This is a genomic window from Paraburkholderia sp. SIMBA_054 (genome assembly GCF_046534875.1).
In the GTDB taxonomy this organism is placed as follows: Bacteria; Pseudomonadota; Gammaproteobacteria; order Burkholderiales; family Burkholderiaceae; genus Paraburkholderia; species Paraburkholderia hospita.
Window position 1 is genome coordinate 37569 of sequence record NZ_JAWRXV010000002.1, and the last position, 20890, is coordinate 58458.

The window sequence follows — 20890 nt, forward strand, 5'->3', positions numbered from 1 at the left end:
AAACGGAACGCGCGGGTTCATCTGCGAACCGCCATCGGGTTCACACCCCGACTGACGGCACGACGGAGCGCGAGCCCGCTGCGATTCCGGCGCCGCGGTGCGCCCTACGCTGCACCGCCGGCCAATGAGGGGCAATCATACCATCGCGCGTGGGCGATTCTTACCGTTGCCATCGGCGTTTCCATCCTTGCCGGCGTCCGCCTTCTCTGCAGGCTTCACCCGATGCACCCAGCTCGACAGCGCCGAGGCCAGCACGATGCACGCGCCGCCCGCCCATTCGCGCGGACCGGGCACTTCGCCCGCGAACAGCCACGCCGTGAGCGCCGTGATGACGATCTCGAACAGCATGATGATAGACGCCCGGTTGGCCGGCACGCGCGCGAGCCCGTATTGCACGAGCATGTTGTTGGTGGCCAGCACGAAGCCGATGGCGAGCACGAGGAACACGGCCATGCCCATATGCGCGCCCGTCGGCGGCGCGGGCATCGATTCGAAGAAAGATGCGCAACCGCCGAAAATCGCCGCGCCGCCGAAGATCACAGCCGTGCGCATCTCCGCCTTCATGCCGGGCAGCACGCGGCTCGTCTTGAGGATCAGCACGTTGCTCATCGCGAAGGACATGCCCGCCGCGAGCCCGGCCCATTCGGCGAGACTGCCGGGCACAGGAATGCCGAGCTGCGGCGACCACAGCATCATCATCGCACCCGCCAGCGACAGCGCCGCGAGCCCCGCGCCCGCCCACGTCAGCCGCTCGTGCAGGATGAAATGCGCGAACAGCGCAGTCCACGCGGGCGTCAGATAGAACAGCAGCAGCACGCGCATCACCTGGCCGTGGATCGCGCCCCACACGAAGCCAAGATTGGTGATGCCCGCGAACAGCGCGAGCGCGGGCAGCAGCCAATGCCAGCGGACCGTCCTGATCGCGCTGCGCCGTACGAGCAGCACGAACAGGCACCCCGCGCCGCTCGTCAGCGCGCTCGCGGCCGTACCTGTCACGTCAAGGGCGTGGAGCATGCGCAGCGGATACCAGACCATGCCCCATACCGACGCGCCCAGCATGATCGCGAGCGTCGGCCAGGCGTTGCCCAAGGTGTTGCGAAGCGGGAGATTCATCGCGCGATGCTCCCGCCGATGTCCAGCGTGTATTGCATGACTGCCTTGCCTTGCGTGTTGCCCTTGTTGCCCTTGTTGCCCTGTGTATTGCCGGCGACGGCGGCGCGTGATCGCTGCCAGCCGTTGCCGCTGAATTCTTTACCGTTGCATCCGGTGACTGCCCGCATTGTGTCTCCACTTTCTTCTTTGTGCCGGACGCATCGACTTTAGCGCGCCCAGCGCGTTCCCGGCGCCGCAAAGCCTTGTCCAGATGGACGATGCGCCGTGCCGCGGCCCGCCGACAGGCTATAATCGATCGCTCGTCGCCGGTGCCGCGCAAGCGCTTCGATGTCATTGCATCGGAGGCTTGCGCATCCTGTCCGCCGCGCGCCGCTTTCGCTGTGTCAGCCTGTGTCAGTCCGACAATCCGTCCTGCAACACGCCGAACCTACGCCGAACCGCCAAGTGAATCCGCTACTCGACTCCCTTCAGTCTTATCCCTTCGAAAAGCTGCGCCTGCTTTTCAAGGACGCCACGCCGCCCGCCGGTCTTGCGCACATCAGCTTCGGGATCGGCGAGCCGAAACATCCGACGCCCGAGCTGATCAAGAAAGCCGTGATCGATTCGCTCGGCGGTCTCGCGGCCTATCCGCTCACGCTCGGCACGCCGGCGCTGCGCGAAGCGATCGCGAAGTGGGTCACGCGGCGCTACAACCTGCCGCCCGTCGACCCCGCGACCCAGGTGCTACCCGTGTCCGGCTCGCGCGAAGCGCTGTTCGCGCTGGCGCAGACGGTGATCGACCCGAAGAAAAACGCCAGGGGCGAACCTGCGATCGTACTCTGTCCGAACCCGTTCTATCAAATCTACGAAGGCGCGGCGCTGCTGGCGGGCGCGCAGCCGTACTTCGCCAATAGCGACCCGAAACGCAACTTCGCGTGCGACTACTCGGCCATTCCCGACGACGTCTGGGCGCGCACGCAGCTGCTCTACGTCTGCTCGCCGGGCAACCCGACGGGCGCCGTGCTGACGCTCGACGACTGGCGCGAACTGTTCGAGCTGTCGGACCGTCACGGCTTCGTGATCGCGTCGGACGAATGCTACTCGGAGATCTATTTCGACGAGGCGCGTCCGCCGCTCGGCGCGCTGGAAGCGGCGCACAAGCTCGGCCGGGGTTTCGAGCGGCTCGTGATGCTGTCGAGCCTGTCCAAGCGCTCGAACGTGCCGGGCATGCGCTCGGGCTTCGTCGCGGGCGACGCGGCCATTCTCAAGCAGTTCCTGCTATACCGGACTTATCACGGCGCCGCCTTGTCGACGGTCTTTCAAACTGCGAGCATTGCTGCGTGGAGCGACGAGGCACACGTGCGCGAAAACCGCGCGATGTACGTACAGAAGTTTTCGACCGTCACGCCGATGCTCGCCGACGTGCTCGACGTCAAGCTGCCCGACGCCGCGTTCTACCTGTGGGCAAACGTCGCGCGCACGGGCCTGTCGGACGACGAGTTCGCCCGCCGCCTGTACGCCGACTATAATGTGACGGTTCTGCCCGGCTCGTTTCTCGCGCGCACCGCGCACGACACGAACCCCGGCCGCGATTTCGTCCGCCTCGCGCTGGTCGCGGGCGTCGACGAATGCACGGAGGGCGCGCGGCGCATCGTCGAGTTCTGCCGCTCGCTGAAAAGCTAGATCCGGCATTCTCACACGTCGCAGGGAGCGCCGCCGCTGCGCTCCACCCTCACCCGCTTTCCGATTTCAACCTTCTCGAAAGAGCACCACGAACATGTCGCAACAACTTCAGCAGATCATCGATACCGCCTGGGACAACCGCGCCGAACTGTCGCCGAAGGCCGCGCCCGCCGACGTGCGCGAAGCCGTCGCGCATGCCATCGAGCAGCTCGATAAAGGCGCGCTGCGCGTCGCCGAAAAGAAGGATGGCGACTGGGTCGTCAACCAGTGGCTGAAGAAGGCCGTGCTGCTGTCGTTCCGCCTCGAAGACAACGCGCCGATGCCGGCCGGCGGTTACTCGCAGTTCTACGACAAGGTGCCGTCGAAGTTCGCCAACTACACGGCTGAAGACTTCGCCGCAGGCGGCTTCCGCGTCGTGCCGCCCGCCATCGCGCGCCGCGGCTCGTACATCGCGAAGAACGTCGTGCTGATGCCGTCGTACACGAACATCGGCGCCTACGTCGACGAAGGCACGATGGTCGACACGTGGGCCACCGTCGGCTCCTGCGCGCAGATCGGCAAGAACGTGCACCTGTCGGGCGGAGTGGGCATCGGCGGCGTGCTGGAGCCGCTGCAGGCCAACCCCGTCATCATCGAAGACAACTGCTTCATCGGCGCGCGTTCGGAAGTCGTGGAAGGCGTGATCGTCGAAGAGAACTCGGTCATTTCGATGGGCGTGTACCTCGGCCAGAGCACCAAGATCTATGACCGCGAAACGGGCGAAGTCACGTATGGCCGCATTCCGGCGGGCTCGGTGGTGGTCGCGGGCAACCTGCCGTCCAAGGACGGCTCGCACAGCCTCTATTGCGCCGTGATCGTCAAGAAGGTCGACGCGAAGACGCGCGCGAAGGTCGGCCTGAACGAACTGCTGCGAGGCGACTGATGGCGCGCGGCGCAGCGAAGACGACCGTCTACGGCATTCCGAATTGCGACACCGTGAAGAAGGCCCGCGTGTGGCTCGAAGAACATGGCGTCGACTTCGAGTTTCATGACTTCAAGAAGGCGGGCGTCACTGCGCCGCTCGTGAAGGGCTGGCTGAAGGACGTGCCGCTCGACACGCTGCTGAACCGCCGCGGCACGACATGGCGCGGCCTCGCCGACGACGTGAAGGCCTCGGCCGAAAGCGAAGCGGGCGCGATCGCGCTGATGATCGAGAAGCCTTCCGTCATCAAGCGGCCCGTCGTTGTGGTCGATGGGCGCGTGAAGACGCTGGGCTTTTCCGCCGACAACTACGCGTCGCTGTTCGCCTGAGCTTTCTGCGCTTCGGCGCACGCATGCAAAAGCTGTTGCCGGCCCGTTCGGGCCGGCATTTTTTCACCCTGGATTCAAGCGTGGCTGTTGGCCACGCGTCTCATCTGCTGGTTGGAAGGAACTGAATCGATGTCCGGCACCCTTGCCCTTACCGAAGCCCTGATCGGCCGCGCGTCCGTCACGCCAGACGATCAGAACTGCCAGCGCCTGCTGATCGAGCGCCTGTCCGCGATCGGCTTCGAATGCGAAACGATCGAATCGAACGGCGTGACGAACCTGTGGGCCGTCAAGCGCGGCACCGCGGGCCAGGACGGCAAGCTGCTCGCGTTCGCGGGCCATACCGACGTCGTGCCGACGGGCCCGCTCGATCAATGGACCTCCGCGCCGTTCGAGCCGACGCATCGCGACGGCAAGCTGTACGGACGCGGCGCCGCCGACATGAAAGCGTCGATTGCAGGCTTCGTGGTGGCGAGCGAAGAGTTCGTCGCCGCACATCCGCAGCATCGCGGTTCGCTGGCATTCCTCATCACGAGCGACGAAGAAGGCCCGGCAACGGACGGCACCGTGAAGGTCATCGAAGCATTGCAAGCGCGCGGCGAGCGTCTCGACTATTGCGTCGTGGGCGAGCCGACGTCGAGCGCGCAGTTCGGCGACATGGTGAAGAACGGTCGACGCGGCTCGATGTCGGGCAAGCTGACCGTCAAGGGCGTGCAAGGGCACATCGCGTATCCGCATCTCGCGAAGAACCCGGTGCATCTGCTCGCGCCCGCGCTGACCGAACTGGTCGCCGAGCACTGGGACGCAGGCAACGAATATTTCCCGCCCACCACCTGGCAGGTGTCGAACCTGCACAGCGGCACGGGCGCGACCAACATCATTCCGGGCCACGCGGAAGTGATGTTCAACTTCCGCTTTTCGACGGCGAGCACGGTGGAAGAACTGCAAAGCCGCGTCCACCAGATTCTCGACAAGCATGGCCTCGAGTACGACCTGAAGTGGACCGTGAGCGGCCTGCCCTTTCTGACGCCGCGCGGCGAGTTGTCGAATGCGCTGGAAAGCGCGATCCACGCCGAAACGGGCCTCACGACGGAACTGTCCACCACGGGCGGCACGTCCGATGGCCGGTTCATCGCGCGCATCTGCAAGCAGGTGATCGAATTCGGCCCGTTGAATGCGAGCATCCACAAGATCGACGAACATGTCGAAGTTGCACATATCGAGCCGCTCAAGAACGTCTATCGACGCGTGCTCGAACAACTGATCGCCTGACGGAGGGCCCAGACCATGACTCATCCGTTTTCCACGGTTCGCGATGTGCTGCGCCATGCGGTGTCGCAGTTCAACCAGGCCGACCTGGCGTTCGGCCACGGCTCGTCGAACGCTTATGACGAAGCCGCGTATCTCGTGCTGCATACGCTGCATCTGCCCATCGATCTGCTGGAGCCGTTTCTCGATGCGCGCCTCACGTCCGAAGAAATCGACGCGGTGCTGAAAGTGATCGAACGGCGCGCGAAGGATCGCGTGCCCGCCGCCTACATCACGCAGGAAGCGTGGATGCACGGTTATCGCTTCCATGTCGACGAGCGCGTGATCGTGCCGCGTTCGTTCATCGGCGAACTTCTGCAGGACGGCTTGCAGCCGTATGTCGAGGACCCCGAACAGGTTGGCGCGGTGCTCGAACTGTGCACGGGCTCCGGGTGTCTCGCGATTCTCGCGGCGCACGCCTTCCCGAATGCCGACATCGACGCCGTTGACCTGTCGCCCTCCGCGCTCGAAGTCGCGGCGCGCAATGTCCACGACTACCAGCTCGACGAACGCGTGGCGCTTTTCGAAGGCGATCTGTACGCGCCGCTGCCTGAGCGCCGCTACGACGTGATCATCACGAATCCGCCGTACGTGAACGCAGAATCGATGAAGGCGCTGCCCGCCGAATACAAACACGAGCCGGAAATGGCGCTCGCGGGCGGCGCGGACGGCATGGATATCGTGCGTCGCATCATCGCCGATGCACGCAACTGGCTGACCGACGAAGGCGTGCTGGTCATCGAGATCGGCAACGAGCGCGCGCATGTCGAAGCGGCGTTCGGCGGCCTCGACCTCGTGTGGATGTCGACCAGCGCCGGCGATGACAACGTGTTCCTGATCCAGGCAAGCGATCTTCCCGGCAATTGAGGCCGTCAGGCGCTCGCAAGCGCCTGATCGTCGCACACCACGACGCACGCCGCCCGCCTGGGCGCCGTGCGTCGTGTGCTTTTGGGCTCGCACATTCGATGTGCATAAGCATCGATTTGCGTAAAAAGCCCTTCACGCATTGACGACGGGCTGACCGCGACGCCAGCGCTTTCGGTAATATGAGCGCGACCGCGCTGCTGTCGCCAGGTAATGTAGCCAAGGTACTGTAGCCAAGTAAGCGAGCCCGGCCTCGACAAGTGCCGCCACGAAGTCAACTACGCGCAGCGGAAGGGCCAACGCTCGCACGCTTATGCAATTCGATCTGCTTCACATCGGCACGCTCGTGTTTCTCGCCCATGCGCTGGGCGTGATCGCGGCTTGCCACGCCATTCTGCACACCCGCACATCGCAAGGCGCGATCGCGTGGGCGGTATCGCTCGTCGCGATGCCGTATCTGACGCTGGTTCCGTATCTGTTCCTCGGGCGCAGCAAGTTCGCCGGTTACGCGGACGCGCGCCGCCTCGAGAACGAAACGCTGCGCACGCGCGCGCATCCGCCTGAGTGGGACACGGAAGCCTCGTCGCACGGCCGCCCCACGGAAGTGCTCGGCCATCAATTCGTGCGCTCGCTCACGCGCCTGTCCGGCATGCCGTTTCTGCCGGGTAACCATGTGCGCACGCTCGTGAACGGCGAAGCGACGTTCGCCGCGATTCTCGATGCGATCGAAAGCGCGCAGCGCTACATCGTCGTGCAGTTCTTCATCGTGCGCGCCGACGCGCTCGGCGAGATGCTCAAGGACGCGCTGCTCGCGAAGGCCGCGCAAGGTTTGCGCGTGTACGTGCTGTACGACAGCATCGGCAGCTTCGACCTGCCGCATCGCTATGTCGCGTCGCTGCTCGCGGGCGGCGTGCAGATGCATCCGTTCGCGACGAACCGGCAGTTCGTCAACCGTTTCCAGCTCAACTTCCGCAATCACCGCAAGATCGTCGTGGTGGACGGCGAGCGCGCGTTCGTCGGCGGACATAACGTCGGCGTCGAGTATCTGGGCGGCAAGCCGCCACTGTCGCCGTGGCGCGACACGCATATCGAAGTGCGCGGCCCCGCCGTCGCCAGCATCCAGTTCGTGTTCACGGAAGACTGGTACTGGGCCACGCAGGATCTGCCGCTCTTCGACTCACCGCCGCCCGCGCGACCTGGCGACGGCATGCACTGCCTCGTCGTGCCGACGGGCCCGGCCGACAAACAGGAGACCTGCTCGCTGTTCTTCGTCGAAGCGATCAATGCGGCGCGCGAGCGTGTCTGGATCACCACGCCCTACCTCGTGCCCGACGAAGCCGTGTTCGCGGCCTTGCGGCTCGCGGCACTGCGCGGCGTCGACGTGCGCATCCTGATTCCGAGCCGGCGCGATCACCGCGTCGTGTTCGAGGCGTCCAAGCTCTACGCGTACGACTCGATACGCGCGGGCGTGCGCGTGTTCCGCTACCGGCCGGGCTTTCTCCATCAGAAGGTGGTGCTGATCGACGACGTCGCGGCGGCCGTGGGCAGCGCGAATCTCGACAACCGGTCGTTCCGCCTGAACTTCGAGATCATGGTGCTGACCGTGGACCACGGCTTTGCGCTCGAAGTCGAAGAGATGCTGCTGCGCGACTTCGCCGAATCGTTCGAGATCGACCGCAGCGAGTATCGCAACGCGCCGGCGCTGCGGCGCGTGTTGATGCATGTCGCACGGCTCTTCGCGCCGATCCTGTGACGCGTGCTTACAGCAGCGCTTCGATGTCGTCCGTGATCGTTTCGGGCTTGGTGGTGGGCGCGTAGCGCTTGACGACCTTGCCGCTTCGGTCGACGAGGAACTTCGTGAAGTTCCATTTGATCGCTTCGATGCCGAGCACGCCGGGCGCCTCGTCCTTCAGATACTTGAACAGCGGATGCGCGTCCGAACCGTTGACGTCGATCTTGTCGAACATCTGGAACGTGACGCCGTAGTTCTTTTCGCAGAACGCGCCGATCTGCGCGGCGTCGCCGGGTTCCTGCTTGCCGAACTGGTTGCACGGAAAGCCAAGCACCTCCAGCCCGCGCGCCGCATACTGCTCGTGCAGCTTCTGCAAGCCCGCGTATTGCGGCGTGAAACCGCATTCGCTCGCCGTGTTGACGATCAGCATCACCTTGCCGTCGTAGCGGTCGAGACTGACCGGTTCGCCGCCCAGTGTGCTCGCCGAAAAGGAATAAATAGAAGTGTTGTCCGCTGCCATATGTCGCCCTCCAGGAATGTCGTTAGTGTAGGTGTTTCGATGCCGCGCGCCACCTGGCCGACCGGCCAATGCCTGAGCGCGCGCCGCGCAGTCTAAAATAGCGTTTTTCTTCGAGCCGGCCCTGCTGTGATCCGTTTTAACCAGTTCAGTCTCGCGCGCGGCACGAAGCCGCTCTTCGAACAAACCACCTTCACGCTCAACCCCGGCGAGAAGGCCGGTCTCGTGGGCGCTAACGGCGCGGGCAAATCCACTTTGTTCTCCGTGCTGCTCGGCGGACTGCACGCGGACGGCGGCGATGTTTCGATCCCGCCGTCGTGGCAGATCGCGCACGTCGCGCAAGAAACGCCTGCCGCCGACAAGACCGCGCTCGACTACACGCTCGACGGCGACGCCGCCTTGCGCGCGATCGAAGCGCGCATCGCGAAGGCCTCAGCCGCCCACGACGGCGCGGCCGAAGCCGAAGCGCACGCCGCGTTCGCCGATGCCGACGGCTACACGGCGCCCGCGCGCGCCGAGGCATTGCTGCTCGGCCTCGGCTTCACGCTCGAACAGACGCGCGCGAGTGTCGGCAGTTTCTCGGGCGGCTGGCGCATGCGCCTGAACCTCGCGCAGGCGCTGATGTGCCGCTCGGACCTGCTGCTGCTCGACGAGCCGACCAACCACCTGGACCTCGATGCGATCGTCTGGCTCGAAGACTGGCTGCACCGTTATCCGGGCACGCTGATCGTGATCTCGCACGACCGCGAATTTCTCGACTCGGTCTGCAATGTTACGCTGCATCTGGAGAACCAGCAGATCAAGCGGTACGGCGGCAACTACTCGCAGTTCGAAGTGCTGCGCGCGCAACAACTGGCGCTGCAGCAGAGCGCTTACGAAAAGCAGCGCAAGACCATCGAGCATCTGCAGAGCTACGTCGACCGCTTCAAGGCGCAGGCGACCAAGGCGCGCCAGGCGCAAAGCCGGGTGAAAGCGCTTGAAAAGATGGAGCTGATCGCACCCGCGCATATCGCGTCGCCGTTCACGTTCGAGTTCCGCGCGCCCAACTCCGCGCCCAATCCGATGATGGTCATGGAAGACGTGCGCTGCGGCTATCACGCGGTGGACGGCGGCGAGATTCCCATTGTCGATCGTGTCGCGCTGTCCATCCAGAACGGGCAGCGCATCGGCCTGCTCGGCGCGAACGGCCAGGGCAAGTCGACGCTGATCAAGACGCTGGCGGGCACGCTGGCGCCGCTCGGCGGCCATGTGCGCGAAGGCAAGGGCCTGCAGATCGGTTACTTCGCGCAGCATCAACTTGAGACGCTGCGAGCCGACGATTCCCCATTGCAGCATCTGGGGCGGCTCGCGCCGGACACGCGCGAGCAGGAATTGCGGGATTTCCTCGGCAGCTTCAACTTCTCCGGCGACATGGCGACGGCCGCCATCGCGCCCTTCTCCGGCGGCGAAAAGGCGCGTCTCGCGCTGGCGCTGATCATCTGGCAGAAGCCGAACCTGTTGCTGCTCGACGAACCGACCAATCACCTCGACCTCGAAACGCGCCACGCTCTGACCATGGCGCTCGCGCAGTTCGAAGGCACACTGATTCTCGTGTCGCACGACCGGCATTTGCTGCGCGCCACGACGGACCAGTTTATGCTCGTCGCGAAGCACAAACTGCAGCCGTTCGACGGCGATCTCGACGACTATCGCGACTGGCTGCTGCAACATGCCGCCGACCAACGCGCCGCGCTCAAGGCGGATGCGTCGAACGGCGACGCGAACGGCGCGGATGCGTCGGTGAATCGCAAGGAGCAGCGGCGTCTCGAAGCGGAAACGCGCCAGAAGCTCGCGCATCTGAAGAAGCCGTTGCAGACCCGCATCGCGAAGATCGAAAAGGAAATGGATGCGCTGAACGCGGAAAAAGCGACGCTCGATACGTTCGTCGCCGATCCCGCCAGCTACGCCGCTGAGCAAAAAACCAAGCTGACGGAAGCGATACGCCGTCAGGCAGATGTCAGCGCACGACTCGAGACGCTCGAAGCCGACTGGCTCGAAGCGCACGAGGAACTCGAACAAATCGGCTAACGGCCCCTTCGCCACCGCGAAGGAACAGACAGGGAATCGAGGCCGCGCCAGCAATCGATGGAGGGCTGGGCATTGTCGTCTACTGCCGCACTGAAGGGCTTGCGCGTGCTCGATCTGACACGCCTGTTGCCCGGTCCCGTCGCGACGCTCCGGCTCGCGGAAATGGGCGCCGACGTGTTGAAGATCGAAGCGCCCGGCGCCGGCGACGCGACACGCACGATGATGCAAAGCAGCGCCGACCGCGTGGCGGGACGGCCCGGCGCGTTCTACCGGCTGGTGAATCGCGGCAAGCGCGAAACGCGGCTCGATCTGAAGTCCGAAGGCGGACGCACTGTGCTGATGGCGCTCGCGCGCGAAGCGGACGTGCTGATCGAGAGCTTCCGGCCCGGCGTGATGGAGCGGCTCGGCCTCGGCTATGACGTGTTGCGGGTAATCAATCCGAAGCTCGTCTACTGCGCGATTTCGGGGTACGGCGCCGATGGGCCTTTCGCGGAGCTGGCCGGGCACGACCTGAATTACATCGGCTATGCGGGCGTGCTCGACCAGTTGGCGTCGCGCGACGGCGCACCGATTGTGCCCAACTTCCAGATTGCGGATCTGCTGGGCGGCGCGCTGTCGGCTGTCAATCAGATTCTCGCAGCGCTGTGGGCCGTGGCGCGCGGCGGTGATGGGCGGTTCGTCGATGTGTCGATGGCGCATTGCACGTACGCGAACAACGTCGTCGCGCAAGTCGCGCTCGCCAACGACGGCACGGCGCCCGTCGCGGGCAGCAGCCTGCTCAATGGCGGCGTGCCCTGCTACAACCTGTATCGCACGCTCGATGGACGGTGGCTCGCCGTCGGCGCGCTCGAGCTCAAATTCTGGGAAACGCTGTGCATGGCGCTCGACCGCCCCGACTGGGCGACGCGCCATTGGAGCCTCGGCCAGGCAATCGCCGGACCGGACGCGGTGCAGTTGATCAAGGACATGGCCGACCTGATCGCCACGCGGGCGCTCGACGAATGGGCCGCGCTGCTGGTGCCGCTGGATTGCTGCGTGTCGCCCGTGCTGACGCCGGCGGAAGCGGCTCAGCATCCGCTCTTCAATGCGGCCGCGCGCGAGGCGCTGATGGAGCAGCAGGCGAGCGACGGGGAATCGAACTAGGCGCCTGGCCGGCGCGGCGAGCGCCGCGAGACCGCCTTAACGCCGCGGCAAGGTCTGCCGTGGCTCCCGCTCATCGTCGATCAACCGGTGCTTGCGGCCTTCAACGTGGTGCCGGATGGTCGCCCGCACTTCGTCGGCCGTCACATCTTCCGCGACCACACGCCGCGAAATCTGCCCCGTCGTGTCGATCCATTCGACGATCCGGCAGCCGCTGCCCCAAAGCCCTTGAATGGGCGCGGATACGCGACAGCCGCGCAGGTTCGAGAGAAACTCGGCTGAGGATTCATGGGACTGTTTCAAGACGCTTCCTTTTTCCGCTCGTGACATTCCATTTCACGAGGATAGGGAAAACGAAAGTCGCTTGGGTTACAGCCGCGGTTGAGAAATTTACAGCGGATTACGCCAGAAAGCCGACGCGATCCGCAGACGTCTGAGTCCGGCTATTCGAGCGTTCGGATACGATCGATGGCCTGCTCGATGCGCTCGACGGCGATCACCTGCAATCCGTCGATGGCTTGCTTCGGCGCGTTCGCCTTGGGAATCAGCGCAATCGAAAAGCCGAGTTTCGCGGCTTCCTTCAGACGTTCCTGGCCGCGCGGCGACGGCCGGATTTCACCCGCCAATCCCACTTCGCCGAACACGATCAGCCCCTTCGGCAGCGGCTTGTTGCGCATCGACGAATGAATCGCGAGCAGCACGGCGAGATCGGCGGCGGGCTCGGTGATCTTCACGCCGCCCACCGCGTTCAGGAACACGTCCTGATCGAAACAGGCGATACCCGCGTGCTTGTGCAGCACGGCGAGCAGCATCGCGAGGCGGTTCTGTTCGAGGCCGACGGCCAGCCGGCGCGGATTCGGCACATTCGCCGCGTCGACGAGCGCCTGCACTTCGACCAGCAGCGGCCGCGTGCCCTCTTGCGTGACCAGGACGCACGAGCCGGGCACGATCTGCTCGTGCTGCGACAGGAACAGCGCCGACGGATTCGCGACGCCGCGCAAGCCGCGTTCCGTCATCGCGAACACGCCCAGCTCGTTGACGGCCCCGAAGCGGTTCTTGAACGCGCGCACGAGCCGGAACGACGAATGTGTGTCACCTTCGAAATACAGCACGGTATCGACGATATGCTCAAGCACGCGCGGGCCCGCGAGGCTGCCCTCTTTCGTCACGTGGCCGACCAGGATGATGGCCGTGCCCGACTGCTTGGCGACGCGGGTCAGTTGCGCCGCGCATTCGCGCACCTGCGCCACCGATCCTGGCGCGGACGTCAGCGCCTCCGAATAGATGGTCTGGATCGAGTCGATCACGGCGACGTCCGGCCTCTCTTCGGCGATGGTCGCCTGGATTTTCTCCAGCTGGATTTCGGCGAGCAGCTTCAGCTCGCTGGCGTGCGAGCCCGGTTCGAGCAGCGACAACCGTTGCGCGCGCAACGCAATCTGCGCCGCCGACTCCTCCCCGCTCACATACAGCGCGCGCCGCTCGCTGGCGATTTCCGCAAGCGACTGCAACAGCAGCGTCGATTTGCCGATCCCCGGATCGCCGCCGATCAGCACGACGCCGCCCGCCACCAGCCCGCCGCCGAGCACGCGATCGAACTCGCCGACGCCCGTCGAAAAGCGCGGCACGTCCGACGCATGAATCTCGGCGAGCCGCTGCACCGGCTGGCTCTTGGCCAGCGCCTGGAAGCGGTGCGCGGAAGGCGACTCCGCAACCGACTCGACGAGCGTGTTCCACGCATGACACGCAGGGCACTGGCCCTGCCACTTCGGCGACTGCCCGCCGCATTCCGTGCAGATGTACAACGTTTTTTGTTTAGCCAACTTGTTTTGTCACGCGTCGTGGTTCTTGATGTGGATTATTCGGCACGCACAGGCACGCGCGGCGCGACGGCGCACATCAGCTCGTAGCCGATTGTGCCGGATGACTGCGCGACGTCGTCGATGGGCAACTGCGCGCCCCACAGCTCGACGCGCGAGCCGACGTTCGCCTGCGGACACGGCGTGAGATCGACGGTGATCATGTCCATCGACACGCGCCCGACGATCCGCGTACGAATACCGTCGACGATCACGGGCGTGCCTTCCGGTGCGACACGCGGATAGCCGTCGGCGTAACCGCACGCAACGACGCCGACGCGCATGCCTGCGCGCGCGGTGAAAATCGAGCCGTAGCCAATCGTGCTGCCTTCCTTGAGCGTCTGCACCGCGATCAGTTCCGAGCTCAGCGTCATCGCCGGTTGCAGACCCGTGTCCTTGATCTCCGCGCTCAAGCCCGACGGCGACGCGCCGTACAGCATCACGCCCGGGCGCACCCAGTCGAAATGCGCCTCCGGATACCAGAGCGTAGCGGCCGAATTGGACAGGCTGCGCGCGCCCGCGATACCCTGCGCGCCGCGCTCGAACGCTTCCATCTGGTGGGTGATGCCGCGCTCGCTGTCGGCGTCCGAGAAGTGGGTCATCAACGTGATCTGGCCCACGCCCTGACAGGCCCGCGCGCGCTCCCACGCGGCGCGGAACTTCTCGGGCAGATAGCCGAGCCGGTTCATGCCGCTGTTCATTTTCAGCTGGATATTGACGGGCTTGGACAGACGCGCCATTTCCAGCATGCGCAATTGCTCGTCCGAATGCAGCGCCGTGGTGAGGCTATAGCGGTCGATCACGTCGATATCCGTCGGCCGGAAAAAGCCCTCGAGCAACAAAATGGGCCCGGCCCAGCCCAATTCACGCAACTTCACGGCTTCTTCGAGGTCGAGCAAACCAAAGCCGTCGGTTGCGCGCAAGCCCGGGAACGCTCGCGCGAGCCCGTGACCGTAGGCGTTGGCCTTGACGACGGCCCATATTTTGGACTTCGGCGCATAACGACGGGCAACTGCGAGGTTATTGGCGAGAGCGGCGGTATGAATCGTGGCTGAGACTGGGCGCGGCATGGGATATTTTCGTAAAGACATTGTCGAATCAGCAGCTTACAGGGTGTTTGCAACGCCCCCGCGATAACCGCGACAATGCGATCAAGGATTCTGCTAGTCGGGATTCGGCTATTTTCGTGATATAAAGCCGTGCGCACAACCCATTTCGAACGGAATAAGCCCGGACGCACACCTCACGGCCGGGGCGGACAGACCGCAGCGAGGAAAGCATCGCATCAGATGAAAAAAGGTTTTTACACCATTATGGCCGCGCAGTTTTTTTCGTCGCTGGCCGACAATGCGCTTCTGATCGCTGCTATTGCACTGCTGAAAGATCTTCACGCCCCGAACTGGATGACGCCGCTGCTCAAGCTGTTTTTTGTGCTGTCGTACGTCGTGCTCGCGGCTTTTGTCGGCGCCTTCGCGGACTCCCGTCCGAAGGGCCGTGTGATGTTCGTGACCAATACGATCAAGGTGGTCGGTTGCCTCACGATGCTGATCGGCGCGCATCCGCTGCTGGCGTACGGCATCGTCGGCTTTGGCGCCGCCGCCTACTCGCCCGCCAAATACGGCATTCTCACCGAGCTGCTGCCGCCTGACCGCCTCGTCGCCGCGAACGGCTGGATTGAAGGCACGACCGTCGGCTCGATCATTCTCGGCACCGTGCTCGGCGGCGCACTGATCAGCCCGCATATTGCATCGCACGTCATCAAGCACACGCCGTCCGCGATCCATACGCCGGCGGAAGCCGCGATGCTCATCATCATCCTGATCTACATCATTGCCGCGCTCTTCAATCTGCGCATTCCCGACACGGGCGCCCGCTATCCGCGCCAGGCGCACGGACCGATCAAGCTCATCACTGATTTCGCCGACTGCTTTGTCGTGCTGTGGCGCGACAAGCTCGGCCAGATTTCGCTCGCCGTCACGACGCTGTTCTGGGGTGCGGGCGCGACGCTGCAATTCATCGTGCTGAAGTGGGCGGAAGTGTCGCTCGGCATGTCGCTGTCGGAAGGCGCGATCCTGCAGGCCGTGGTCGCCGTGGGCGTCGCGGCGGGCGCGATGATCGCCGCCGCGCGCGTGCCGTTGAAGAAGTCGCTGTCGGTGCTGCCCGTCGGCATCATCATGGGCATCGCCGTGATGCTGATGGCTTTCTATACGAAGCATATGTTCCCGTCGCACTGGGGCTTTTACTTCGGCAAGATGCACGTCCCCGGTTATCTGATCTTTGCCTATATCTTCCTGATGATCGTCGGTGCGCTGTCGGGGTTCTTCGTCGTACCGATGAATGCGCTGCTCCAGCATCGCGGGCACGTGCTGCTGTCGGCGGGTCACTCGATCGCCGTGCAGAACTTCAACGAAAATCTCTCCGTACTCATCATGCTGTGCCTGTACGCCGTGCTCGTGTGGCTCGACGTGCCCGTCGCGATCGTGATCGTGCTGTTCGGCACCTTCGTGTGCGTGATGATGTGGCTCGTGATGCGCCGCCATCAGGCGAACCAGCGCGCGTTCGATTCCGTGTCGCTGATCGGCGAAGCCCGGCACTGACGCGGCACTGACACCCGCCGCTGCCGCACCTTCGCTGCGGCCGCGCACCCGTCTTCTTCCAGCGCGTCACGCGCGCTCCGCTTTTCAGGTTCTTCCATGACCCGACCGATTCCCAACGTCCTGACGATTGCCGGCTCCGACTCCGGTGGCGGCGCCGGCATTCAGGCCGATATCAAGGCTTTCTCGGCGCTCGGCGCGTACGGCGCGAGCGTGATCACGGCATTGACGGCGCAGAACACGCGCGGCGTGACGGCCATCCACACGCCCGACCCCGGCTTCGTCACCGCGCAACTGGATGCCGTGTTCGACGACATCCGCATCGACGCGGTGAAGATCGGCATGCTGGCCAATGCGGCCATCGTGCGCGCCGTCGCCGACGCGCTGCGCCGTTACCAGCCGAAGCATGTGGTGCTCGATACCGTGATGATCTCGAAGAGCAATCACGCGCTGCTCGCACCCGAAGCCGTCGACGCCGTGCGCAGCGAACTGCTGCCGCTCGCCGATCTGCTGACGCCGAACCTGCCGGAAGCGGCCGCGCTGCTGGGCACATCGAGCGCGACCGACGAGGCCGCGATGGTCGATCAGGGCGAAGCGCTGCGCAAGCTGGGCGCGCGCGCCGTGCTGATGAAAGGCGGCCACCTCGCCGCCGCCGACAGCCCCGACTGGCTGATCCAGGACAGCGGCACGATGCGTCTCGCCGGTCCGCGCGTGCCCGTCAAGAACACGCACGGCACGGGCTGCTCGCTGTCGTCGGCGATCGCGGCGCTGATTCCGCAGCGCGACGACCTCGCGAGTGCCGTCGCCGATGCGAAAGTCTGGTTGACAGGCGCGCTCGAACAGAGCGGCCGGCTCGACGTCGGTCATGGCGTCGGGCCGGTGCATCATTTCTATCGTTGGTGGTAAAACACAGCCGCTGAGCGCTTTGTCAGCGGCCTGTCTGCTCGCGCGCAAATGCCTGCGCCCGCTCGGGCCAGTCGTCGGGCACGATGAAGCCGCGCGAGCGTTCGGTCCACAGTCCATCGGCGCGCTCGACGAACGCCGCGACCATCGTCGGGCCGGTCTGTTGCGCGAATTGCTGCGCGAGCGCATCCGCTGATACGAAGCCCGACGCGTGACGCCCATCGCGCACGCGCGGCGCGAGCCACTCGAGCCTTGGCAGCAGCATCCATGCATCGGCCTGCGTGGCGGAAAACGACGGCCACTCAGCGCGCGTCGCCCACCAGCCGCGCGCGTGTGTCGGATCGATTTCGATGGGGTCGCGCTCCGCGAGGCCATTCCGATAGAACAGCCAGCCCTTGACGAACATCTGCGGATCCCACGGACCGCGATGTCCGAGTGACGCAAACTCTTCGCGCGCACTGAGCGGCAGTTGATGATCGAGCAGATGCGCGAGCTTCAGATCGAAGCGGTCCTGCAGATTCGGGCCCACGTAGTCGGCCAGTTCGCCGCGGCCGTCGCCTGCGTGCAGATAGCATTTGACGGCCAGTTCCCAATGCAGCCGCCTGCCCGCCTGCGTCTCGACGAGAAAATCGCATTCGCCGAGCGTCACGCCCGCGCGACGCAACGCGACGTTCGCCGCGATCAGGCGAGCCGCCGGACCCTGCTGCAGAAACCATCCGAGCAGGTACTCGGCGTAGCGCCCGAGGCGCGTCAAGCGCGCCGCCGCAATATGCCGATGCAACGCGGCGGGATCGGCGTCCTGCGCTTCGAGCCAGTCCAGCGACGCAGCGACTTCATCGGGCGATTCGAACGGCGTCGCGAGCACGCCGGGTGGCCGTTGCGCGCGCAACAGGTCGGGACTGAACAGCAGCCACGCGATATCGCGCACGGCGGCATCGGCGAGCGCATCGAGCCGGGCCGCTGACGGCGCATCGAACGAAGCGGTCGGCCCGGCGTCTTCACTCATTTCGGCCCTTCTCCTTGCGCGGCTGCGTTGCGCCAGGTGTCGCGGGCGAGGCACAGGTCCTGCCAGGACTTCGCCTTGTCGCCGAGGCTGCGCAGCAGATACGCGGGATGGTAGGTGACGATCACGGGCACACCTTCGTATTCGTGAACGCGTCCGCGCAGCGACGAAATGCTCGCCTCCGTCTTCAGCAGGCTCTGCGCGGCGAAGCGCCCGAGCGCCACGATCAGCTTCGGCTTCACGAGCGCGACCTGGCGTTGCAGATACGGCTCGCAGCGCGCGACTTCGTCCGGTTCCGGATTGCGGTTGCCGGGCGGCCGGCACTTGATCACGTTCGCGATATAGACGTTCGTGCCGCGCGCGAGATCGAGCGATTGCAGCATGTTGTCGAGCAGCTTGCCCGCCTGGCCGACGAACGGCTCGCCCTGCTTGTCCTCGTTCTCGCCGGGCGCTTCGCCGATCAGCATCCAGTCGGCTTCGCGATCGCCGACGCCGAACACCGTGTTGGTGCGCCGCTCGCACAGGCGGCAGCGTTCGCATGCCGATACGCGGGCTTCGAGCGCGGGCCAGTCGAGCGTGTCGATGGCCGGCTGCGCGGGTCTGTCCGCGTTGGCTTCTATCTCCGACGTATGCGACGGCGGTTCGGCGGGAAGGTCGTCGAACCAGGCGAAGTCGTCGTCGGGTGAAGGCGGCGGCGCGTCCGATACGGGCGGCGGAGCGCGGCGGGATTCGGGTGCATGCGCACCTTGTGCTTCGGCCCGCGCGACAGGTTTGATTGCAGGCTCAACGATGTCGCCCGGCATTGCAGCGTCCGATTTCGCTTCGATCGAACCGGTTGCTTGCGCGCGCACCGTTTCGTTGCTTCCGGCCGCGTCCCTATCGGCGCGCGCAACCGGCGCTTCGCTCACCACGGCATCGGCGGCGCTTTCGGGCGCCTGCCCAACCGCCGCGCCCTGCCCGATCCCGCGACGCACCCACATCGGCGCCAGGCCGAGTTCTTCCAATGCGGATTCATGCAGCGCCATCTGCGCCCTCCTTCACGAAACTGAAACGCATGACGATGGCGTCCTCGCGGCTGCGATGACGCGCCGGATAATAGTTCTTACGACGGCCAATCGACGTAAAGCCAAAGCGCTCGTACAGCTTGATCGCGCGATGGTTCGACGGCCGCACTTCGAGCAGCATGCCCGCGAGCTTTTCGCCGTGCGTGACGCGCACGGCTTCGCGCAGCAGCGCGAGCCCCGCGCCCGCATGCTGCGCCACGGGCGCGACACACAGATTCAACAGATGCATTTCATCGACGACGGGCATTAGCACGCAATAGCCGATCAGCGTACCCGTCACGTGCCGCAGGCACATGCCGAAGTAGCCGTTGCGCAGCGAGTCTTCGAAGTTGCCCCGGCTCCATGGAAATTCATAGGCGAGCTTTTCGACGGCAGCGACCTCATCGAGATCACCTTCGGTCATCGGCGACATGTAGCGGTCCGCCAGCAACACACCGCTCATCGCGTGCCCTCGTCGTGCGCGGCTTGGGCCGATTGACCCGTTTTACCCGACTTACCCGTTTTACTGGCCTGGGGCTCGTTGCCCGGCTGTCCCGTCAGCGCTGCCGCTGCCTGCACTTGCGCAGCCTTCGCGGCCATGCGCTCTTCCGTGGTCTGCGCGACCTTGTCGCGGATGTACTCCGGCGCGGCCTGGTCGGCGGGCAGCGTGCGCCCGGCGCGGAACGCCCGCAGCGCGGCGAACGCAACCGGCAATGCGTGCGGCACGGCGTCCCGATCAACGCTGCGCGCCGCCGACGCCGCCTTAAGACGCTCGCCAAAGGCGGCTGCGGCATTGCCCGCGAGCGTGAACGGCTGATCCGGCAATGCGAGCGCATCCGGCGCGCCAAGCGACGCGGGATGCACCGTGCGCCATTCGCCCGCGCCGTCGTCCCACGCGTAGTCCGCCCAATAGACCTCGTCCATGCGGGCGTCGAGCGCGGCGAGCACGCGCGTCGCCGACGGATCGCGCAGCCGTACGCTTTCGGCGCACGCGAGCAGCGTACCGATCGGCACCACCGGGCAATTCAGGCCGAACGCGAGACCCTGCGCGACGCCCGTCGCGGTGCGCAAACCCGTGAACGAGCCGGGACCGGAGCCGAACGCAATCGCGTCGCAGTCTGCGAGCGCGAGACCCGCTTCGTCGAACAGTTCGCGAATGGCAGGCAGAAGCCGCGTGCTGGAGACGGCGCCCGTCGCTTCGTGACGCGTCCACACGCGCGGTGCGGGCGCAGGCGCGTCCGCATCGGCCGATGACGTATCGTCGGCGGATTCGGCGGACAGGAGTGCGACCGAGCAGAATTCGGTCGAAGTATCGAGGGCAAGCAGCACGATTTTCGTCATGACCGCTATTGTAATGCGGCACCCTGCATCGCCGGATGCGAACAAAACCCTGCGCGTGCTCAACAGCCGCGCGCGGCGTTTGGAAGAATCGCTCCAGCCTCCCGGGGCCGCGCGCCGCGCATCGCTTGTTATGATCGACGCCCTATCTCGAATAAAGCATGGAGAATCTGATGAGCGACGCGGACGGTCTCTTCGCCAAGGCACAGGAAGACGTGAAGCAACTGCCGGAGCGTCCGGGCAATCTCACGCTGCTGCGCCTGTACGCGCTCTTCAAGCAGGCCACCGAAGGCGACGTGCACGGCGACAAGCCCGGCTTCACGGATATCGTCGGCAAGTACAAGTACGATGCGTGGGCCGCGCTGCAAGGCACGCCGCAGGAAACAGCGCGTCAGCAATATGTCGAGCTGGTCGAATCGCTGAAAAACGGTACGGCGGCCTGATACGAAACGCGTTGAAGGCG

Annotated in this window: 21 protein-coding genes; 11 read left to right on the plus strand and 10 right to left on the minus strand. The window is 65.2% G+C overall.

The genetic code is table 11. The annotated features are described in order from the left end of the window. Positions 1–135 precede the first annotated feature (135 nt). Together SB822_RS02855 and SB822_RS02860 are read right to left on the minus strand one after the other, a co-directional pair. A complete protein-coding gene (locus tag SB822_RS02855; RefSeq protein ID WP_090835833.1) occupies positions 136–1113 on the minus strand; it encodes a DMT family transporter in 978 nt (325 codons plus the stop codon). Next, positions 1110–1280, minus strand: coding sequence for a hypothetical protein (locus SB822_RS02860; protein ID WP_158660489.1), 171 nt, complete (start codon positions 1278–1280; stop codon positions 1110–1112). Before SB822_RS02860 ends, SB822_RS02855 begins: the two co-directional genes overlap by 4 nt. 277 nt (positions 1281–1557) lie before the next feature. Between SB822_RS02860 and dapC the strand changes: the two genes are divergently transcribed. The 6 genes from dapC to cls all read left to right on the plus strand — a co-directional run bounded on the left by dapC (position 1558) and on the right by cls (position 7987). Then, complete coding sequence (dapC, locus tag SB822_RS02865) at positions 1558–2775, plus strand: succinyldiaminopimelate transaminase (RefSeq protein ID WP_090835880.1); 1218 nt, start codon at positions 1558–1560, stop codon at positions 2773–2775. Between the two features lie 94 nt (positions 2776–2869). Beyond that, positions 2870–3697 carry a 2,3,4,5-tetrahydropyridine-2,6-dicarboxylate N-succinyltransferase gene (gene dapD, locus SB822_RS02870; protein ID WP_007580558.1) on the plus strand — a complete coding sequence of 276 codons (828 nt, stop codon included), beginning with the start codon at positions 2870–2872 and terminating at the stop codon, positions 3695–3697. Further along, positions 3697–4065: an ArsC family reductase gene (locus tag SB822_RS02875; RefSeq protein WP_090835834.1), complete on the plus strand. Its 369-nt coding sequence runs from the start codon at positions 3697–3699 to the stop codon at positions 4063–4065. Before dapD ends, SB822_RS02875 begins: the two co-directional genes overlap by 1 nt. Positions 4066–4194: 129 nt before the next feature. Next, positions 4195–5334 carry a succinyl-diaminopimelate desuccinylase gene (dapE, locus tag SB822_RS02880; protein WP_090835881.1) on the plus strand — a complete coding sequence of 380 codons (1140 nt, stop codon included), beginning with the start codon at positions 4195–4197 and terminating at the stop codon, positions 5332–5334. Between the two features lie 15 nt (positions 5335–5349). After that, entirely contained in the window at positions 5350–6237 is an 888-nt protein-coding gene (gene prmB, locus SB822_RS02885; protein ID WP_007580553.1) for a 50S ribosomal protein L3 N(5)-glutamine methyltransferase, read from the plus strand. Between the two features lie 310 nt (positions 6238–6547). Then, the gene (gene cls, locus SB822_RS02890; protein WP_007580551.1) at positions 6548–7987 is read left to right on the plus strand and encodes a cardiolipin synthase; all 1440 of its coding nucleotides are present in this window, start codon (positions 6548–6550) and stop codon (positions 7985–7987) included. A gap of 7 nt (positions 7988–7994) precedes the next feature. Here cls and SB822_RS02895 read toward each other — a convergent pair whose 3' ends face one another. Then, a complete protein-coding gene (locus SB822_RS02895) occupies positions 7995–8486 on the minus strand; it encodes a glutathione peroxidase (protein ID WP_007580549.1) in 492 nt (163 codons plus the stop codon). Positions 8487–8612: 126 nt separating this feature from the next. On the opposite strand from SB822_RS02895, the gene SB822_RS02900 reads away from it, so the two are divergent. After that, positions 8613–10550 carry an ATP-binding cassette domain-containing protein gene (locus tag SB822_RS02900; RefSeq protein WP_090835835.1) on the plus strand — a complete coding sequence of 646 codons (1938 nt, stop codon included), beginning with the start codon at positions 8613–8615 and terminating at the stop codon, positions 10548–10550. Positions 10551–10607: 57 nt separating this feature from the next. Beyond that, positions 10608–11693, plus strand: a complete 1086-nt coding sequence (locus SB822_RS02905) for a CaiB/BaiF CoA transferase family protein (protein WP_176133858.1) — start codon at positions 10608–10610, stop codon at positions 11691–11693. 36 nt (positions 11694–11729) lie between these two features. On the opposite strand, the gene SB822_RS02910 is transcribed toward SB822_RS02905, so the two are convergent. The 3 genes from SB822_RS02910 to alr form a co-directional block, all read right to left on the minus strand. Next, positions 11730–11993 (minus strand): DUF2866 domain-containing protein, encoded by a 264-nt coding sequence (locus tag SB822_RS02910; protein ID WP_090835883.1) that lies wholly within the window; start codon positions 11991–11993, stop codon positions 11730–11732. Between the two features lie 140 nt (positions 11994–12133). Then, entirely contained in the window at positions 12134–13510 is a 1377-nt protein-coding gene (gene radA, locus SB822_RS02915) for a DNA repair protein RadA (protein ID WP_007580540.1), read from the minus strand. Between the two features lie 35 nt (positions 13511–13545). Continuing rightward, positions 13546–14616 carry an alanine racemase gene (alr, locus tag SB822_RS02920; RefSeq protein ID WP_007580538.1) on the minus strand — a complete coding sequence of 357 codons (1071 nt, stop codon included), beginning with the start codon at positions 14614–14616 and terminating at the stop codon, positions 13546–13548. A gap of 219 nt (positions 14617–14835) precedes the next feature. Here alr and lplT point away from each other — a divergent pair, with 219 nt between their 5' ends. Continuing rightward, positions 14836–16143: a lysophospholipid transporter LplT gene (gene lplT, locus SB822_RS02925; RefSeq protein WP_007580536.1), complete on the plus strand. Its 1308-nt coding sequence runs from the start codon at positions 14836–14838 to the stop codon at positions 16141–16143. 96 nt (positions 16144–16239) lie between these two features. Beyond that, positions 16240–17046: a bifunctional hydroxymethylpyrimidine kinase/phosphomethylpyrimidine kinase gene (thiD, locus tag SB822_RS02930; protein ID WP_007580534.1), complete on the plus strand. Its 807-nt coding sequence runs from the start codon at positions 16240–16242 to the stop codon at positions 17044–17046. 22 nt (positions 17047–17068) lie between these two features. Here thiD and SB822_RS02935 read toward each other — a convergent pair whose 3' ends face one another. From SB822_RS02935 to tsaB, 4 genes are read right to left on the minus strand one after another with little or no spacing between them, the layout of a single operon-like run. Then, the gene (locus tag SB822_RS02935; protein WP_090835836.1) at positions 17069–18049 is read right to left on the minus strand and encodes a DUF1853 family protein; all 981 of its coding nucleotides are present in this window, start codon (positions 18047–18049) and stop codon (positions 17069–17071) included. Beyond that, positions 18046–19071, minus strand: a complete 1026-nt coding sequence (locus SB822_RS02940) for a uracil-DNA glycosylase (RefSeq protein WP_090835837.1) — start codon at positions 19069–19071, stop codon at positions 18046–18048. Before SB822_RS02940 ends, SB822_RS02935 begins: the two co-directional genes overlap by 4 nt. After that, on the minus strand, positions 19058–19552 hold the full coding sequence (gene rimI / locus SB822_RS02945) for a ribosomal protein S18-alanine N-acetyltransferase (RefSeq protein WP_007580528.1): 495 nt from the start codon (positions 19550–19552) through the stop codon (positions 19058–19060). Before rimI ends, SB822_RS02940 begins: the two co-directional genes overlap by 14 nt. Further along, a complete protein-coding gene (gene tsaB, locus SB822_RS02950) occupies positions 19549–20430 on the minus strand; it encodes a tRNA (adenosine(37)-N6)-threonylcarbamoyltransferase complex dimerization subunit type 1 TsaB (RefSeq protein WP_090835838.1) in 882 nt (293 codons plus the stop codon). The genes rimI and tsaB overlap by 4 nt, the downstream gene beginning before the upstream one ends. A 170-nt stretch (positions 20431–20600) precedes the next feature. On the opposite strand from tsaB, the gene SB822_RS02955 reads away from it, so the two are divergent. Then, positions 20601–20870 carry an acyl-CoA-binding protein gene (locus SB822_RS02955; RefSeq protein ID WP_086910526.1) on the plus strand — a complete coding sequence of 90 codons (270 nt, stop codon included), beginning with the start codon at positions 20601–20603 and terminating at the stop codon, positions 20868–20870. Positions 20871–20890 lie beyond the last annotated feature (20 nt).

What these genes read in the sequence shown, in the direction of transcription:
- SB822_RS02855 (WP_090835833.1), bottom strand. Translation starts at nt 1,113, where the DNA reads ATGAATCTCCCGCTTCGCAACACCTTGGGCAACGCCTGGCCGACGCTC.
- SB822_RS02860 (WP_158660489.1), bottom strand. Translation starts at nt 1,280, where the DNA reads ATGCGGGCAGTCACCGGATGCAACGGTAAAGAATTCAGCGGCAACGGC.
- dapD (WP_007580558.1), top strand. Translation starts at nt 2,870, where the DNA reads ATGTCGCAACAACTTCAGCAGATCATCGATACCGCCTGGGACAACCGC.
- SB822_RS02875 (WP_090835834.1), top strand. Translation starts at nt 3,697, where the DNA reads ATGGCGCGCGGCGCAGCGAAGACGACCGTCTACGGCATTCCGAATTGC.
- dapE (WP_090835881.1), top strand. Translation starts at nt 4,195, where the DNA reads ATGTCCGGCACCCTTGCCCTTACCGAAGCCCTGATCGGCCGCGCGTCC.
- prmB (WP_007580553.1), top strand. Translation starts at nt 5,350, where the DNA reads ATGACTCATCCGTTTTCCACGGTTCGCGATGTGCTGCGCCATGCGGTG.
- cls (WP_007580551.1), top strand. Translation starts at nt 6,548, where the DNA reads ATGCAATTCGATCTGCTTCACATCGGCACGCTCGTGTTTCTCGCCCAT.
- SB822_RS02895 (WP_007580549.1), bottom strand. Translation starts at nt 8,486, where the DNA reads ATGGCAGCGGACAACACTTCTATTTATTCCTTTTCGGCGAGCACACTG.
- SB822_RS02905 (WP_176133858.1), top strand. Translation starts at nt 10,608, where the DNA reads ATGGAGGGCTGGGCATTGTCGTCTACTGCCGCACTGAAGGGCTTGCGC.
- alr (WP_007580538.1), bottom strand. Translation starts at nt 14,616, where the DNA reads ATGCCGCGCCCAGTCTCAGCCACGATTCATACCGCCGCTCTCGCCAAT.
- lplT (WP_007580536.1), top strand. Translation starts at nt 14,836, where the DNA reads ATGAAAAAAGGTTTTTACACCATTATGGCCGCGCAGTTTTTTTCGTCG.
- thiD (WP_007580534.1), top strand. Translation starts at nt 16,240, where the DNA reads ATGACCCGACCGATTCCCAACGTCCTGACGATTGCCGGCTCCGACTCC.
- SB822_RS02935 (WP_090835836.1), bottom strand. Translation starts at nt 18,049, where the DNA reads ATGAGTGAAGACGCCGGGCCGACCGCTTCGTTCGATGCGCCGTCAGCG.
- SB822_RS02940 (WP_090835837.1), bottom strand. Translation starts at nt 19,071, where the DNA reads ATGGCGCTGCATGAATCCGCATTGGAAGAACTCGGCCTGGCGCCGATG.
- rimI (WP_007580528.1), bottom strand. Translation starts at nt 19,552, where the DNA reads ATGAGCGGTGTGTTGCTGGCGGACCGCTACATGTCGCCGATGACCGAA.
- tsaB (WP_090835838.1), bottom strand. Translation starts at nt 20,430, where the DNA reads ATGACGAAAATCGTGCTGCTTGCCCTCGATACTTCGACCGAATTCTGC.
- SB822_RS02955 (WP_086910526.1), top strand. Translation starts at nt 20,601, where the DNA reads ATGAGCGACGCGGACGGTCTCTTCGCCAAGGCACAGGAAGACGTGAAG.